Annotated in this window: 18 protein-coding genes and 1 tRNA gene; 8 read left to right on the top strand and 11 right to left on the bottom strand. The window is 53.1% G+C overall.

Annotated elements, in window-relative coordinates:
* Positions 1-125 precede the first annotated feature (125 nt).
* Together BMY01_RS18045 and BMY01_RS06445 are read left to right on the top strand one after the other, a co-directional pair.
* The gene (locus BMY01_RS18045) at positions 126-443 is read left to right on the top strand and encodes a hypothetical protein (RefSeq protein WP_139176760.1); all 318 of its coding nucleotides are present in this window, start codon (positions 126-128) and stop codon (positions 441-443) included.
* Between the two features lie 34 nt (positions 444-477).
* On the top strand, positions 478-657 hold the full coding sequence (locus BMY01_RS06445; protein WP_074745429.1) for a hypothetical protein: 180 nt from the start codon (positions 478-480) through the stop codon (positions 655-657).
* Between the two features lie 190 nt (positions 658-847).
* Here BMY01_RS06445 and BMY01_RS06450 read toward each other — a convergent pair whose 3' ends face one another.
* From BMY01_RS06450 to petA, 7 genes are all read right to left on the bottom strand, one after another.
* Positions 848-1984: a sensor histidine kinase gene (locus BMY01_RS06450; RefSeq protein WP_074745431.1), complete on the bottom strand. Its 1137-nt coding sequence runs from the start codon at positions 1982-1984 to the stop codon at positions 848-850.
* Positions 1985-2553: 569 nt separating this feature from the next.
* Positions 2554-2629: transfer RNA gene (locus BMY01_RS06455), tRNA-Thr, on the bottom strand.
* 67 nt (positions 2630-2696) lie between these two features.
* Positions 2697-3110 carry a ClpXP protease specificity-enhancing factor gene (locus tag BMY01_RS06460; protein WP_074745433.1) on the bottom strand — a complete coding sequence of 138 codons (414 nt, stop codon included), beginning with the start codon at positions 3108-3110 and terminating at the stop codon, positions 2697-2699.
* Complete coding sequence (locus tag BMY01_RS06465; RefSeq protein ID WP_074745435.1) at positions 3107-3706, bottom strand: glutathione S-transferase N-terminal domain-containing protein; 600 nt, start codon at positions 3704-3706, stop codon at positions 3107-3109. Before BMY01_RS06465 ends, BMY01_RS06460 begins: the two co-directional genes overlap by 4 nt.
* Positions 3707-3755: 49 nt before the next feature.
* Entirely contained in the window at positions 3756-4493 is a 738-nt protein-coding gene (locus BMY01_RS06470) for a cytochrome c1 (protein WP_074745437.1), read from the bottom strand.
* Positions 4493-5737, bottom strand: coding sequence for a cytochrome b (locus BMY01_RS06475; protein ID WP_074745439.1), 1245 nt, complete (start codon positions 5735-5737; stop codon positions 4493-4495). Before BMY01_RS06475 ends, BMY01_RS06470 begins: the two co-directional genes overlap by 1 nt.
* A gap of 1 nt (position 5738) precedes the next feature.
* Positions 5739-6341, bottom strand: coding sequence for a ubiquinol-cytochrome c reductase iron-sulfur subunit (gene petA, locus BMY01_RS06480; protein WP_074745441.1), 603 nt, complete (start codon positions 6339-6341; stop codon positions 5739-5741).
* 435 nt (positions 6342-6776) lie between these two features.
* Here petA and yacG point away from each other — a divergent pair, with 435 nt between their 5' ends.
* The gene (yacG, locus tag BMY01_RS06485) at positions 6777-6974 is read left to right on the top strand and encodes a DNA gyrase inhibitor YacG (protein ID WP_074745443.1); all 198 of its coding nucleotides are present in this window, start codon (positions 6777-6779) and stop codon (positions 6972-6974) included.
* A gap of 180 nt (positions 6975-7154) precedes the next feature.
* Here the strand turns inward: yacG and BMY01_RS06490 are convergent, their stop codons facing one another.
* Both BMY01_RS06490 and BMY01_RS06495 read right to left on the bottom strand, forming a co-directional pair.
* Positions 7155-8132, bottom strand: a complete 978-nt coding sequence (locus BMY01_RS06490) for a Nudix family hydrolase (RefSeq protein ID WP_074745445.1) — start codon at positions 8130-8132, stop codon at positions 7155-7157.
* Between the two features lie 8 nt (positions 8133-8140).
* Entirely contained in the window at positions 8141-9040 is a 900-nt protein-coding gene (locus BMY01_RS06495; protein WP_074745447.1) for an ATP-binding protein, read from the bottom strand.
* Positions 9041-9414: 374 nt separating this feature from the next.
* Between BMY01_RS06495 and BMY01_RS18050 the strand changes: the two genes are divergently transcribed.
* On the top strand, positions 9415-10041 hold the full coding sequence (locus tag BMY01_RS18050; protein WP_074745449.1) for an EF-hand domain-containing protein: 627 nt from the start codon (positions 9415-9417) through the stop codon (positions 10039-10041).
* 172 nt (positions 10042-10213) lie between these two features.
* Here BMY01_RS18050 and argJ read toward each other — a convergent pair whose 3' ends face one another.
* Positions 10214-11452 carry a bifunctional glutamate N-acetyltransferase/amino-acid acetyltransferase ArgJ gene (gene argJ / locus BMY01_RS06505; protein WP_074745450.1) on the bottom strand — a complete coding sequence of 413 codons (1239 nt, stop codon included), beginning with the start codon at positions 11450-11452 and terminating at the stop codon, positions 10214-10216.
* Positions 11453-11783: 331 nt separating this feature from the next.
* Here argJ and BMY01_RS06510 point away from each other — a divergent pair, with 331 nt between their 5' ends.
* The gene (locus BMY01_RS06510) at positions 11784-12011 is read left to right on the top strand and encodes a sulfurtransferase TusA family protein (protein WP_074707792.1); all 228 of its coding nucleotides are present in this window, start codon (positions 11784-11786) and stop codon (positions 12009-12011) included.
* 67 nt (positions 12012-12078) lie between these two features.
* Here BMY01_RS06510 and BMY01_RS06515 read toward each other — a convergent pair whose 3' ends face one another.
* Positions 12079-12789 carry a hypothetical protein gene (locus tag BMY01_RS06515; RefSeq protein ID WP_074745452.1) on the bottom strand — a complete coding sequence of 237 codons (711 nt, stop codon included), beginning with the start codon at positions 12787-12789 and terminating at the stop codon, positions 12079-12081.
* A gap of 275 nt (positions 12790-13064) precedes the next feature.
* Between BMY01_RS06515 and BMY01_RS06520 the strand changes: the two genes are divergently transcribed.
* The 3 genes from BMY01_RS06520 to nuoC are packed head-to-tail and all read left to right on the top strand — an operon-like array spanning position 13065 to position 15977.
* Positions 13065-13508, top strand: coding sequence for an NADH-quinone oxidoreductase subunit A (locus BMY01_RS06520; protein WP_074745454.1), 444 nt, complete (start codon positions 13065-13067; stop codon positions 13506-13508).
* Between the two features lie 46 nt (positions 13509-13554).
* The gene (locus tag BMY01_RS06525) at positions 13555-14154 is read left to right on the top strand and encodes a NuoB/complex I 20 kDa subunit family protein (protein ID WP_368086234.1); all 600 of its coding nucleotides are present in this window, start codon (positions 13555-13557) and stop codon (positions 14152-14154) included.
* Positions 14151-15977 carry an NADH-quinone oxidoreductase subunit C/D gene (nuoC, locus tag BMY01_RS06530; protein WP_217638623.1) on the top strand — a complete coding sequence of 609 codons (1827 nt, stop codon included), beginning with the start codon at positions 14151-14153 and terminating at the stop codon, positions 15975-15977. The genes BMY01_RS06525 and nuoC overlap by 4 nt, the downstream gene beginning before the upstream one ends.
* Positions 15978-15993: the final 16 nt, after the last annotated feature.

Consider the following 15993-nt stretch of genomic DNA (forward strand, 5'->3'; position numbering starts at 1 on the left):
AACACCTTGGGTCTATCCTCTCCCTTACGACCCAGGCCCAGATATGGTCAGCCCTCCATTCTGGGCTTTTTCTTTTCCAATGCTATGACATTTCACTACATGCAAAGAGAAGAGGGTGAAGGGAAGTGATAAAGCGACCAACTTTCGAGGAGATGAGGGATATGGCGGGCAGTGTGCCATGCATATATCTGAGCAGGAGATTCGGGATTTTCGATGCAGGAGCGACAATCGTCGGCAAGCCCATTGCGAATATCTCCTCCGACCGATGCGTGTCTGGCAATTTATTATCTAGGGGACCTTCCTTGGGAATGCGGGAAGACCTGCTCGTCAGCATGATGCTGGTCGGCAAGCACGGGATGAAAGTACGATATATCAGGCGGCAGCCGCCTTTGAAGGGTTGGGAGTTGGAGAGGGATGTAGCGGATCTTGTATTCAGAGATTGATTGCAATGGATACCTTTGGTGAAGGAGATAAGAAGTGTCGGTAGCCTCGGATGCGAAAAGAATGTTTGTGGAAAATCTGAATGCGTTTGGCGATAAGGAAACTCAGCCGGAAAAATACAATCTTTATCTCGGCCTGATTTACCTGATGGCGTCGGTGGAGCAGATTCAGCAGGAATTGGAGGAAATCAAGCTGCAAATAGCCAAAAGGAATTAAGGCGACACCTGCAGGAGTTGAACGATCCTTGTCCCCCATTCGCCTTGGTTTTCTCCTCCCCGTTCACCCCGAGCCCTTCGACAAGCTCAGAACATGCTTGTCGAAGGGTCAGTCGGGAAATCACGTGAAATAGGGGGGACGATCAGATTGGTATCGAAGTTATTACAAGTCATTCCAGCTCCCGGGAAGGTTACAGAGCACTTTGATAGGGCCGTGCATCCACCGGAATATCTATCGTGAAGGTTGTGCCGCGATAAGGTGAGCTATCGACCGCGACGCTTCCACCATGGCTCTCCGCAACGCTTCGCACGTACGGCAAGCCAATACCCCAGCCTTCCTTGTTTCCCTTTTTTGCAGCCTCTGCCCTTCCGAATATCTGAAATATACTCTCGATTTGTTCAGGGGGGATAAGTTCTCCTTCGTTATGCACAGACAGTAGCATGCGCTCGTTTTGTGAAGCAATCTTGATTCGAACAGGCGTATCGGCAGAGCCATATTTCACTGCATTCCCAATAATATTTTCCACCGCTCGTTTGATTGCTTCCGGGTCCCACCATCCAATGATAGAAGTGCCGATCAGTCGGAAGCGTCCCCCATGAATGGCAGTGAAATCATCGAGTACTTCCTTCAGGACTTCCTGTATATCGAATTCCTCGAGCCGCAGGTGTAATCGTTCTCCCATCTGGAATTTTATCGAGTCGAGCAAATCGCAAATCATTCCATCCATTCGGCTCAGGTTGCTCATGATCCCTTCCGCGAATTCCTCTATCTTGGTCAAATCGGATGTGGATTTGATCAACTGGGCGGCAAGATGGGCATTCGATAATGGATTTCTCAGGTCGTGAGCAAGTGTTGCAACAAATCTTTCCTGCAGCGCTGCCTGGGTCAAGGCGAAGGCGTTGACAGCCTCACGGATTGATCCATCAATAGAAGCATTGATAATGTAAATTTCGCGATCATTGAGGTGTACGTCATTCATCTTTAGAACATCAAAGATTGTCCACCGCAGTTGCTGATATTCTGCGATTACTGAGTGCGCGTTATAGCTTGTAAGGCGCGCGCGCTCCCCACCGTGCTCCGCAGCTACCGTAGTACCCTCATTTCCTGTTGCTCTCGGATAATCAGGCGTAATAGCTTCGGCGAGGTTATCGTACAGGGCTGGAAAGGTATTGATGATGATCGGGTTGGGTAAATGCTCGGCTTCCTTGATGCTGTTTCGAACCCTTTTTACCCATTCCGAAAGTACTTCATCTCGAAGCTCGAGCATTCTTCGAGCAGTTGGGGAAAGTTTCTCAGGATTGATATTTTGGTCGCTTGCCAGAGTCATGATAAACGCCCTTTTTTATTGATGAGGAGGGAGCAATATGATTTTGAGCCTTGAGAAGATAGCCAAGAAGAGTCGGTGAGTGACGGATCGGAGCATTTACCAGGTTGGGGAAGTATTACATGTGAGGGGCGTGACTGCAAAGCTTCGGCTATCTGGTCATGTTATTGTTGCGAAGGGGAAGCTATTTGGGGTTATGGATCCAAGCTCGAACAGGGTATAAATCTAAATCAGGCGGGGGGAACCCGTCTTTTTGTTTTATAGGAACGAAACGATGAGAAGAATAATTGAAGCTTTCATACTGGTGGCTGTCATGAGCAGTGAAGCCGCCGCCTACGAGGCTTATCCAACATGATGGAAGACGAGTGGAACCATAGCGATAGTTATCGGAAGTGCAGCGGATCGAGCGGGGTGCAAGGCGCTGCCAATCGGGAATTGCCGATTGCTTAATGCAACTCGAACATCAGAATAGAATTGAGCAGAGAGATAAGGAATTGCGTCACCGCCAGCTGGGAGTGGGGCGATACAGGTCGGAGTGGCGTTAATGTATTACCTGAATGTTAAGTAACTGTTGGTGCCGACACCAAGATTCGAACTCGGGACCTTCTGATTACAAATCAGCTGCTCTACCAACTGAGCTATGCCGGCGTGAATGCAATTATAGAGATTGGGAAGGAGGGGAGCAAACCGGTGATACGGGGGTGACAGGTTGAACTTATTTGACTACCTGAAGCCGCCGATTTTTGGTCGCGCCGACAGAAGGCCGGCCTGATGGGGGCTGGGATTCATCGGGTTCTTTTCCGGCCTCATCCTGCTCCACCTCAGGTGGAAAAAGCATACCGCGTGCGGTTTCTTTGGCAAATATTCCCTGGACTGTCCCCAGGGGGATGGAGATTTCACGCGAGACACCGGCAAACCGCGCCGAGAATTGTATCACTTCATTTCCAAGCGTAAGGTGGTGGGCGGCGTCATGGCTGATGTTGAGAATAATTTCGCCATCCTTCACATATTCGTCCGGTACCCGGGTGTTGTCATCCACTTTAACCGAGATGTAGGGCGTATAGCCGCAGTCCGAGCACCATTCGTAAATGGCGCGAATCAGATAAGGCTTGGTGGAAAGCTCTCTCATTTGCGCATGGCCTTTTCAGAGGCTGTGAGCGCATCGATGAATGCCGGTCTGCTGAACAGGCGCTCGGCAAATTTCAGCAGGGGCGCAGCTTGCTTGGGTAGCTGAATGCCATAATGATCGAGGCGCCACAGCAGCGGTGCTATGGCGACATCGAGCATGGAAAATTCATCCCCCAGCATATGTTTCTGTTTGGCAAAGACAGGAGCGATGATCGTCAGGTTATCGCGAATCGTTGCGCGCGCTTTTTCCGCTGCTTTCTGGTTGCCATGCTCCACTGCTTCGAGATGACAGAAAAGTTCCTGTTCAAAGCGGTGCAGAAACAGGCGCGCGCGGGCCCGCATTACGGGGTCTGCGGGCATCAGTTGCGGGTGAGGAAAGCGGTCGTCAATATACTCGTTGATGATATTAGACTCGTACAGGACGAGGTCGCGCTCCACCAGGACGGGGACGCGACCATACGGGCTCATCACTGCCAGATCTTCAGGCCTGTTGTGCAGATCAACATCGATGATCTGAAAATCCATACCTTTTTCGTACAGCACGATCCGGCAACGATGGCTGTACGGGCAGGTGGTGGCTGAGTACAAAGTCATCATGACCGGTTAATTCCCAGCGATATCAAGTCGATGGCTTTCTGGATAATGATCAATGAACGTCCTTCCAGTATTCCTTCTTGAGGGCGTAGGTTAGCACAAGCATGAGGAACAGGAAGAGCATCACGATAATTCCGATCTGCACGCGCTTGTTGGCCGCGGGCTCCCCCAGATAAACCAGGAAGTTCACCAGATCGGCAACGTACGCGTCGTATTCCGTCTTGGAAAGCGACCCCGGTTTCGCGAGGATCAATTCCTTTATTTCGTGCGTACCGCCGTGGCCGTCATCCCCTGACTTTACGTTGAGGATTTGCTCTCCCTGCAACTCGTACAGCACATGAGGCATGGCGGCCTTGTCGAATACAAGATTATTCCAGCCGGTTGCAGTGCTGTCATCCCGATAAAATTTCCGCAGGTAGGTATAAAGCCAGTCAGGACCGCGCGAGCGGGCAATGACGGAGAGATCAGGCGGAGTTACACCGAACCATTGCTTTGCTTCCTTCTTTGGCATTGCCACTGTCATGAGCTCACCGACTTTCTGACCTGTGAATATGAGGTTTTCACTGATCTGCGACTCGGTAAGGCCGAGATCGCGCAGGCGGTTATAACGCATGAATTCCGCACTATGGCAGGACAGGCAGTAATTGACAAAAGTCTTTGCACCCCGCTGCAGGGAAGTCATGTCCCTCGGCTTGATGGGCGCCGTATCAAGCGTTACTGCCGACTCGCTTGCAAATGCGACAAGTGGAGCCAGACAAAAAACAAATACGATGCTTTTAAGGTTTCTCATTATCTCACCCTGGTCGGTTCAGGCTTGGTTTTATCGATCTTGCTGTACCACGGCATGAGAATGAAAAAAGCGAAATAGATTACCGTGAATATCTGCGCGAGCAACGTGTAGAGGGGTGTGGGCGACTTCGTGCCCAGCCAGCCAAGCACAAGGACGCTGATGACAAAAAGTGTAAGGGCAAACTTGAAAATTGGCCCCTTATACCGGATGGATTTCACCGGACTGCGATCAAGCCAAGGCAACAGGGCAAAGATCGCGACGGAGCCGCCCATCAGCACGATGCCCCAGAGCTTGGCATCTATCCAGAGAAAGTTGACTGTGACTGCCCTCAGCATCGAATAGTATGGCGTGAAATACCATACCGGTGCGATGTGGTCGGGCGTCTGCAGCGTGTTGGCGGGGATGAAATTATTGTATTCCAGGAAGTAACCGCCCATTTCCGGCATGAAGAATATGATGCCAGTAAACACGATCAGGAACACGACGACGCCGAAAATATCCTTTACCGAATAATAGGGATGGAAGGGAATGCCATCCACGGGGATATGCGTCACGGGGTCCTTGTTGGCCTTGATCTCGATCCCGTCCGGATTGTTCGAACCTACTTCATGCAGCGCCAGAATATGGACGATCACCAGCACTATCAGCAGGCCGGGCAGGGTCACCACGTGATAGGCAAAGAAGCGGTTGAGCGCCGCATCCGAGAGCATGAAGTCGCCCAGAATCCAGTTCGACAGCGTCTGGCCGACCACGGGAATTGCGCCGATCATACTGATGATCACCTGCGCGCCCCAGTATGACATCTGCCCCCAGGGCAGAATATAGCCGGTGAATGCCAGCATCATGAGGACGAAAAAGATGCCCATGCCGATGACCCAGAGAAGCTCGCGCGGTTTGCGATAGGAGCCATACATCATCCCGCGGAACATGTGCAGGTAGACGACCACGAAGAACATCGAGGCGCCGGTGGAATGCATGTAACGGATAATCCAGCCATAATTCACGTCACGCATGATATATTCCACCGAGGCGAATGCCATGCTGGCATCCGGCTTGTAGTTCATCGTGAGGAAAATACCGGTGAGAAGCTGGTTCACCAGCACGAGCATGGCAAGTGAACCGAAGTAGTACCAGAAATTGAAGTTCTTCGGCGCATAGTACTCGCTTAGATGCGCCCTCCAGTTGGCTGTCAACGGAAATCGGGCGTCGATCCAGCCGATCATTGCCTCCAGTCGCTTGCTCATTTTATGCAGACTCCTTATCAGACCCGACCAGCAGGCGCGTGTCGCTCAAATACATATGGGGTGGGACAACCAGGTTAGTGGGTGCCGGAACTGCCTTGTACACACGTCCTGCGAGGTCGAACTTGGAGCCATGGCATGGGCAGAAAAAACCGCCGAGCCAGTCCGGGCCGAGGTCTGCGGGCGCAACGTCCTTTCGGAATACCGGGGAGCAGCCCAGGTGGGTGCAGACTCCTTCAACCACGAGAATGGCGGGCTTGATCGAACGGGTTTCATTCTGGGCGTATTTCGGTTGCTGATTCTTTTCAGATTTGGGATCGGCAACCTGGTTGTTGAGCTTCGGCAATGTGGCTAACATATCCTGCGTGCGGTTCAGAACCCACACCACCTTGCCGCGCCATTCCACCAGAAGCAGCATGCCCGGCTCGACCTTGCTGATATCCACTTCAACTGGTGCCCCGGCCGCCTTGGCGCGTTCGCTGGGCATCATACTCATCACGAAAGGAGTCGCTACCGCAACAGTCGCGATCCCGCCGGCAACAGAAGTTGCGGCCAGGAGAAAACGTCTCCTGCTGTTCATACCTTCTTTTTTTTCAATATCTGCCATATTTGCAGTCCCGTTTTCCGATTCGGACTTCTAGAAAAATTTATAAAAAAACTTAACCATTTTACCATGATACGTATTGGAAAATAAATATTGATTGCAAGATGACTTGAGTGGACAAAGCGAGGAGACTTGAAACATTATAATTTATAATCAAATAGATATGGCCTGCGTATCTCCCTCCCGGTTGAAACGGCTCCAAGTGAAATAGTCCCGGATTTGAAGCCTTCAAAAGACCAAGCAGGCGGACAAACAGGCAATCTTGCAACTATAATGTTTTGATGATGGAAAACCTGTGGCGCAAAGTGATGCTTCAGTCGATCTGCACGAGGTAATGGGTGCGAGGGGGCACGACCGTTACAAGGATGACCGGGGCGGAAAAGAAGAGGCCAGCCCTAACAGAACAGCTGGATATCATGGGATAACTACGAGACCTGCATGAAACGACCTGTTGTCACTTGTCCGCAGTGCGGCAAGAGTGTCGCGTGGGATAACAGCAATCCTTTTCGCCCGTTTTGTTCGGAACGCTGCAAATTGATCGACCTGGGGCAGTGGGCGACGGAATCCTATCGTATTCCCGATACGGGAAAGGATTCGGAAAAACAGGAGAGCGATCCGTCAGGCAGCGAGAAATAGAGACAGAGGCGGCCAGGTTGTCAAGGTGTTTAGGGAACCGCTGAACAGATTCCTTCCAGGCGCGACGGCGGCTTTGCAGGATAAGATGCACGAAAGGTGAGGACGCGATGGTGCGACCGCGGAGAGAGGAGCAGTATCTTCCGAAGGAAGATGCGATCTCGAAGCGGGATACAAGGTTCTTCAGGCCATCTGCCCGGTGCCGCGCACCTGCTCAATACGGCGCATTAGGGCGATGCCGTGGGCACCATGTTCCCAGGCAATGGCAAGATCTTCGCTTCGCAGCCCACCCAGCGCATATACAGGAATGGCGCTCCCGTGGATGAGTCTGCCAAACTTCCGCCAGCCCAGCGCGGGAGAATCAGGATGGCTTAATGTCGGAAGTACGGGAGCCAGAACGGCAAAATCCATTTCCAGTTGCTCGGCCCGGAAAAGCTCTTCGGCATTGTGGCAGGAGGCTCCGCACCATTCCACATCGGGTCGTTTCGAAAGATTCATCAGATCAACCGATGTAAAGTGGATTCCATCCATATCCAATTCTTGGCAGAGGCTCGCGTTACCCGTACCGCTGTTCACGAGGATGCGGGCACCGTAATGATGGGCCAGCGCAGTCACTTCACGGGTAAAGGCCTCCAGCGCTTTACTCCGCATTTCTTTTTCGCGTAGCTGCACCAGCCGTAGTCCTTTCTGGAGAGCGTGTTCGATTCGGGCTGCTGCAATTTGTGGTCCCCATTCCTCGGCATTCGTAATTCCATAAACGGGGGGCAGGTCAAGTGCCCGTAATACGGGTGCATTGGCAGGAAGCAACGGCTCTACAGAGACATTATCCGCAAACTGCCACGACAGCTCCTGGTCTTCATACGGATGAGGCTCGCCATGCCACTCCACGACCCGATAAAAGTGAAGCCGTACCATGGCATGAGGGTAGGTAAATGTGCGGGTTATCCAGGGGTACGCATGCTTGACATGTATGCCCAATTCTTCCAGCAGTTCGCGCTTGAGTGCGCGCAACAGGGATTCTTCCGGATTGACCTTGCCACCCGGAAATTCCCAGTAGCCGGCATAGGGTTTGCCTTCTGGTCGACGGGCCAAAAGAAAGGAACCGTCGCTCCGGATGATGATGGCGGCAGCAACTTCAACGATAGAGGGAGCAGGAAGCATGAAGAAGTTTATTGTTCCTCGCGGAACTCTGTTTTGCCCGCGGTTTTCTGCCCAGCTTTCTTTCTACCTGCCCAGTCGCGCGCGAACTGCCATGCCACCCGGCCGTTGCGGGAACCTCGTCCCAGGGCCCAGCGTAGCGCCTCTTCCCGTATGCTGTCGTCCATTTTCTCTATGCCGAAGTAGGCAAGCCAGCGCGCCACAATGTCCAGGTACTGTTCCTGGTCGAAAGGGTAAAAAGATACCCATAAACCAAAACGTTCCGATAGCGACGTCTTTTCCTCGACCGCTTCGCTCGGGTGAATCTCGCCCCCGATATGCCGCGTGTCCTGGTTGTCCGCCATATATTCGGGCATCAGGTGGCGCCGATTGGAGGTGGCGTAGACAAGCACATTCTCGGACGCAGTAGCAATCGAGCCATCGAGAACCACTTTCAGCGCCTTGTAGCCTGGTTCACCGGATTCAAACGACAGGTCGTCGCAATAGAGAATGAAGCGTTCCGGACGCCGAAATATCTTCTCCACGATTTCAGGTAGATCAATGAGATCGTGCTTTTCTACTTCAATGAGACGCAATCCGTCGCCCGCGTATTTATTCAGCATTGCTTTTACCAGCGACGACTTGCCTGTTCCCCGAGCTCCCGTAAGCAGCACGTTATTGGCAGGATGATGCCGTACGAATTGCCGTGTATTCTGGTCTATAAGGCTTTTTTGCCGCTCTATGCTCTGCAATGCCTCGAAGGTGATGCGATCAGGATAACGCACCGGTTCGATGAACCCGGTGCGTCCAGTCTTTCGCCAGCGAAAAGCTGTGGCATTCCAGTCCGGATCGGCTGCGTCAGCGCGCAGCAGCCCCTCTAGGCGAGAGAGCAGGGTTTCCGCCCGATCATATAACTTATCCCAATCGTTCATGAGCAGTCCTGAAATTGCTCAATTATACCCGTAACAAATCCAGGGCCAGCCCACGGAACTCGCTCACGGTAGCTGGAGGTATATCGAGAAAGACCAGTTATAAGCTTCCAGCAGTATCGGGACGGTATCTGCCGCCGAAAGCTGGTCAAATGCACGATTTATGTGCGCTAACGAACGGAATGGCTCAGCTAAAAACGCCATGATTTAACGCGGTACGTCAGGCAGTTGTCCAGGTGCCGGGTTCCCGGTTTCCGGTTCCGATCGAACCGTAAAAACCAAGAAGATAAAAATCTTTGATGGGTTTCAGCAATTGGCAAGCGTACGCTTTCCGGGAAACTTCCTTTAAATTGAGTAGCCTCTCAGGAGAATACATTATGAATAATATGCCCAGCAAAAAGTCAATCATTTCTCTCGCGCTCGGATCTGCTTTCGCTGCAACGCTCGGTACTGCTTCCGTTGCTTCTGCGGCCGACAATCCTTTCGCCGTACAATCCCTTCAAAAAGGCTTCATGGTAGCGGGCAGCCACTATGATGACAAAGGCGGATATGGTGACACGGGGGGCGGATATGGCGACAGGAAGGATGGATATGGTGACAAAAAGGACGCCTACGGTGGTGACAAGAAGTATGGAGAAGGCCGCTGTGGGATGTCCATGGCGGACACCGATAATGATGGCAGGGTAAGCAGGGAAGAGCACGCCCGCCACGCTGAAATGATGTTTGACAAGATGGATACCAACAAGGATGGGTATATCGATAAGGATGAGGCCAGCGCGATGAGGAAAAAATACCGCGGCCATGGCCACGGTTCCCAATCCGGCGACCAATACCGTGGATCAGGCGACCAGTACCGTGGCGATCAGTACCGCGGCGATCAGTACCGCGGCGATCAGTACCGCGGTGACCGCGATGGCGGCGTCGATGTGCATCGTTACCGCGAATATGGTGCAGGCGAGACGGTTCCCCGTGATTTGCCCCACATGAGGCCCATGGGCGAGTAAAGCACTGTTCGTCAGTGATGACCTTCAGCCTTCGAGAACCGGTTTTAACCGGTTCTCGGCAAGGTTGTCCTATTGCAGAATTCCTGTTGCAGAATCATGGGACATCGGTGCTTATATCTTATATATTTCTACCCGATTGCAGCGTGGCGGACCAGCGACATACACACTGGTATCAGCTCCGATACTCCGCGTTGATCTTTACATAATCGTAAGACAGATCGCATGTCCAGATGGTGGCTGCGGCCTGTCCTCTATTCAGTGTGACGCGCACGATAATTTCCTGTTGTTTCATCACCCGCTGTCCTTCCTTCTCCTCGTAAGCGAAGGCTCTCCCCCCATTTTCCGCAACCAGTACATCGTCGAGATAAAGTTGCAGTTTGTTGATGTCAAGAGCCTCTATGCCTGCATAGCCGATGGCGGCCAGTATTCGCCCGAGATTAGGATCTGAAGCGAAGAACGCTGTTTTGATCAGGGGCGAGTGTGCAATCGCATAAGCAACCTTACGGCATTCCTCCACGGTTTTGCCACTTTCTACTCGGATTGTAATGAACTTGGTCGCGCCTTCACCGTCGCGTACGATTGCCTGAGCAAGTTCCACTGCAACACCGGTTATCGCATCTTGCAATTGCACAAACTCCGTACTTTCCTTATCCACGATGGGTGAATGAGCGGTGCATCCGGTGGCCATCAGAATGAATGCGTCATTGGTGGAGGTATCTCCGTCTACCGTGATGCAATTGAAGGAATGGGCAGCAGCGTGCTGGACCATGTGTTCCAGCAACGGGTTGCTTACGGCGGCATCGGTTGCGATAAAACCCAGCATTGTTGCCATATTCGGACGAATCATCCCCGAGCCTTTGGCAATGCCGGTAATCGTCACGGTTGTACCATTGAGGGAAATCTGGCGGGACACTGCTTTCGGCACAATATCGGTTGTCATGATAGCCTGCGAGGCGGCAAACCAGTTATCGGCTCCAAGATTGTTTATTGCCCGGGGCAATCCGGTAACAATTTTGGGCAGAGGCAATGGCTCCATGATCACGCCGGTTGAAAAAGGCAGTACCTGTTCGCTGGCACACCCCAGCAGCCGGGCAGTCTCGGCGCAGGTGGTGCGGGCGTCTTCAATGCCTCTTTCGCCCGTGCCAGCGTTGGCGCACCCCGTATTGATGACAAGGGCACGAATAGAACCCTTTGAATCGAGGGTCGAAAGATGTTCCCGGGCGACTATGACTGGCGCTGCGCAAAAATCATTCTGTGTAAACACTCCCGCCGCCGCCCCACCGTCATCCAGAACGATAACTAGGAGGTCCTTGCGCCCTGGTTTCCTGATGTTGGCTTCCACTATGCCCAGGGTGACGCCCTTTATGGCCAGGAGCTGTTCGGGTGGAGCGGGTGTAAAGTTGACAGGCATAATAGATAGGCGAGGTAATGGGCGAATGAAGCGCAATCGATGCTCGGGTAAAAGAAGACAATGGTATTATCGTCCACCGTTGTTTTTTGAATCTGAAGAGCAGATTGTGGAAAAACGCAATCCTAACCCATCTTCAGGTTCTCCTCCATCTCATCTTTTCAGCGCTGATAATGCCGAATAGTCCGGCATTAACCTGACGAACAGAAATTAGAATTTTTGCAACTGATAGAAATATTGTTATCGGCGAATGGCTTTCTTTCGCTGGGCCCCCGTTTTACCTGGTATGCCGCTTGATGCGATCAGACCGGACCAGGAATGAAGGAGAAGATGCATGAATTGTGATAAAGAACTGGATGTGCGCGGATTGAACTGTCCGCTGCCTATATTGCGCACTAAAAAATCCCTTGTGGACATGATATCGGGTCAGGTATTGAAAATTATCGCCACGGATCCCGGCGCTGTAATCGACTTCCAGGTTTTTGCCGAGCAGACGGGAAATGAGCTGCTGTCGTTGTCAGAAGCAGCGGGTGAATTCACGTTTTATATGAAGAAGAGGTAGCAGAGAAGAAGTGGCAAGGAGTAGGAGTAGCTTAAGGAAAATCTTAATCATCGGAATTTACGGTATGTCATGGCCTTTCCGGACACGCACGCAACCGTTGCGTTACGCGCTGGTAGGCTACCGGTGAATCGATCGCGCGGTGAGCGGCGACGACACCATTCATCAGACGCTGCTGCAAAGGTTTCAGTATCCCCTCCACCCAAGGCCTTGAGTCAGCCCGGGCCTGGTTTTGCGAAGCATAATAACGCGGTTGGGAAAAGGCCGCTCGTAACGGTTCCTCCAGCATCCTCGCTCCAATACGAAAGTGCGACCGCCACGCGGACACATGCTCCAGCTCATGTTCGCGTACGATATTTCTTCTGCAGCTGTCGTTAAGTTCCTTGGCAAGATATACCCGCATTGCCGCAAATCCCAGTTTGACCGAGACGTCCGGCACCATGCACGTTCGCCCATCCGTGCTTGTCCACTGCCTTGTCCGGAATTCGTATCTGAATTCCGGTTCGGCATGCGTCAACCCGTACACGTTGTGATACGCGTCGCTGGTCTTTCCTGACGCCGATTGAAGCGCCTTGGCCGTGCGCGAGCTGTCCTCGGCCGGTGTGATATCCATATACACAACCGCCACCTTGCCGGGACTCATCAGTTTCTCGCAATCGGCTTTAAATGAGTCATTGCCGGCCAACGCCATCCGTTCCGGTAATAGAAGCAGCAATAGCAGCCCGGCGAAAAAAATGGCTGCACGGTCTTTGCCGGTTTGATCGTTCCCAGTGAATCTCAAATGGTTAAACCAGGCAGAGTAAGGTGGGAAGTGGTGTCGCGATAAGGTTCACGCACAGGTCAGCGTGGCAGGTCAGCGTAGTTTCATGCCGGATACAATAACATTCGCATACCCCCTTGTCCCCTTTGTTGGCTATCGCACAGAAGTCTGCTGCTCGATGGGAAATACTGGACTTTCACGTGAAGTCATCCCTCTCTGGACCCGCAGCTTGTTGGGTGGACCGGCCTGTTTAATCCTGGTGTCATCAAAGGACCAAGCACAAAGGAGCCTAATCCTTGAATGCTTCCGCGACACAAGCAACAGAAATCTGGCCCCTGGTTGCATACTTCTTCCTCGTCGTTACGCTGGTTGCGAGCGTCATGGCGCTTTCGTACATCATGGGCGAGCGTCATCGATCGAAGGCTACGGATGAGCCATTTGAAAGCGGCATTGTCACCGTCGGCCTTGCGCGCTTGCGCCTGTCCGCCAAATTCTATCTGATCGCAGTGTTCTTTGTGATCTTCGATGTGGAAGCCGTATTCCTTTTTGCCTGGGCCGTTGCTTTTCGTGAATTGGGCTGGCCGGGTTATATCGAGGCGATCATCTTCATATCTATTCTCGGAGCGGCCCTCGCTTATTTATGGCGGCTAGGCGCCCTGGATTGGGGACCGCCTAGGCATTCGGCTGGCAGGTTTGCCAAAGATTCAAGGAGTCCAAACCATGCGGTGGTCTCTAAGTAAACCCTCCGCCAAACCATCCGGGGCAGCAACGCCTGGATCTTCAATAATTCGCGATAACGGTTTTGAGGAAGACGGTCGCCGCAGCGTATTACTGACGCGATTGCAAGATCTTGTCGCCTGGGGCCGTAAGAATTCGGTCTGGCCTTACAACTTTGGCCTGTCGTGTTGTTATGTGGAAATGGCGACCAGCTTCACCAGTAAGTATGACCTTGCCAGGTTTGGCTCCGAAGTTATCCGCGCCTCTCCTCGCCAGGCCGACCTGATCGTTATTTCCGGTACGGTTTTTATCAAGATGGCGCCCGTGCTCCAGCGGCTTTACGACCAGATGCTTGAACCGCGCTGGGTTATTTCGATGGGCTCCTGCGCGAATTCGGGTGGAATGTATGACATTTACAGCGTGGTGCAGGGTGTAGATCGATTCCTCCCCGTAGATGTTTATGTTCCGGGTTGCCCGCCTCGGCCTGACGCATTCATGCAGGGGCTGAATCTGCTTCAAGACGCAATCGGCAAGGAAAAACGCCCCTTGAGCTGGGTGATTGGTCCGCAGGGGATCGAGCGACCGGCTGAGGGATCGCAGCGGGATCTCAAGCGGTCCGACCGAATGCGCGCCACGACCCTGCACAATCCCGACGAGGTACAAAAGTGAGCGCAGCCTCCAGCCTTGCCCCACCGCGGTATATGCAGGATATGCGCGGTGCGTCGAACGCTTCAGATGTGTTGGAAGAACTGAAGAGCCGCTTTGGCCCCCCCAACACTGGTAATCCAGGAGGGCCAATGGGTTTAGTGCAGAAAACCGGCGATGACCTTCCCGCGCAATGGGTCTCCAGACACAGGGTGCACGAGGTTCTGCACTACCTCAAACTGGAAGCGGAGCGGCCTTACCGCATGCTGTACGACCTGACGGCGATTGACGAACGTACACGCGTCCACCGCGAAGACCAGCCGGCAAGCCGGTTCACTGTCATCTATCACCTGCTGTCGTTCGAACGTAATGCGGACGTGTGCCTCAAGGTCGCGCTCAACGATACTGATCTTCGCATGCCCACCATTACCGATATCTGGCCTGCGGCAAACTGGTACGAGCGTGAGATATGGGACATGTTCGGGATCGTCTTCGACGGGCACCCGCACCTGCGTCGAATTTTGTTACCCCCTTGGTGGCAGGGTCACGCCCTGCGCAAGGATCACCCGGCTCGCGCGACGGAGATGGAACCATTCCATTTGTCCGCGGATAAGGAGGAGGCTGAGCAGGAAACGCTGCGTTTTCATCCTGAAGAATGGGGAATGCGCCGCGCACACGACGGCACCGATTTCATGTTCCTCAACCTGGGGCCGAACCATCCAAGCGTGCATGGGGTATTTCGCATTGTGCTGCAGCTCGATGGCGAGGAAATCATTGACGCTGTGCCAGAGATTGGCTTTCACCATCGCGGAGCGGAAAAGATGGGTGAGCGCCAATCCTGGCATACCTACATTCCCTACACCGACCGCATCGATTACCTGGGAGGGGTCATGAACAACCTTCCCTATGTGCTGGCCGTGGAAAAACTGGCAGGCATTGAAGTGCCTGATCGGGTAAAGGTGATGCGCGTGATGATGGCTGAATTTTTTCGCATTGCAAGCCATCTGGTGTTCTATGGGACTTTTACCCAGGATCTGGGCGCGCTTTCCCCGGTATTTTTCATGTTCACCGACCGCGAACGAGTGTTCGATGTCGTCGAAGCCATCTGTGGGGGGCGAATGCATCCGAGCTGGTATCGCATCGGCGGTGTGGCGCAGGACTTGCCCAATGGATGGGATCGGATGGTGCGGGATTTCCTGGATTATATGCCTGCAAGACTGGATGAGTATGACAAGATTGCTGTGGGCAACCGCATCCTGAAAGCCCGGACGCGCGGCGTCGGCAGTTACTCGGCAGAGGAGGCGATCGAATGGGGCGTGACGGGACCCAATCTGCGCGCCTGCGGCTTCGAATGGGATTTCCGCAAGGCTCGGCCGTATTCGGGCTACGATCAGTTCGAGTTCGATGTGCCAACCGGCCAGCATGGCGATTGCTATGACCGCTGTGCCGTTCGCGTCCAGGAAATCCGCCAGAGCCTGCGCATCATCGAGCAGTGCCTGGAAAACATGCCCGCCGGGGCGCATAAAGCGGATCATCCGCTCACCACGCCGCCGCTCAAGAAGCATACCTTGCATGACATCGAAACGCTCATCGATCATTTCCTGGGGGTGAGCTGGGGGCCTGTCATTCCTCCGGGGGAAGCATTCGTAGGCATCGAGGCGACCAAGGGAAACAACGGCTATTACCTGATTAGCGACGGCAATACCATGGCTTATAGGGTGCGTATCCGCACGCCTTCCTTTCCGCACCTGCAAATGATTCCTTTGATCAGCCGTGGACTGATGATTTCGGATTTGATCGCCATTCTGGGCAGCATCGATTTTGTCATGGCCGACGTGGACCGCTGAATTGGACCGCTGAATT

The organism is Nitrosospira multiformis, from assembly GCF_900110185.1.
GTDB lineage: Bacteria > Pseudomonadota > Gammaproteobacteria > Burkholderiales > Nitrosomonadaceae > Nitrosospira > Nitrosospira multiformis_A.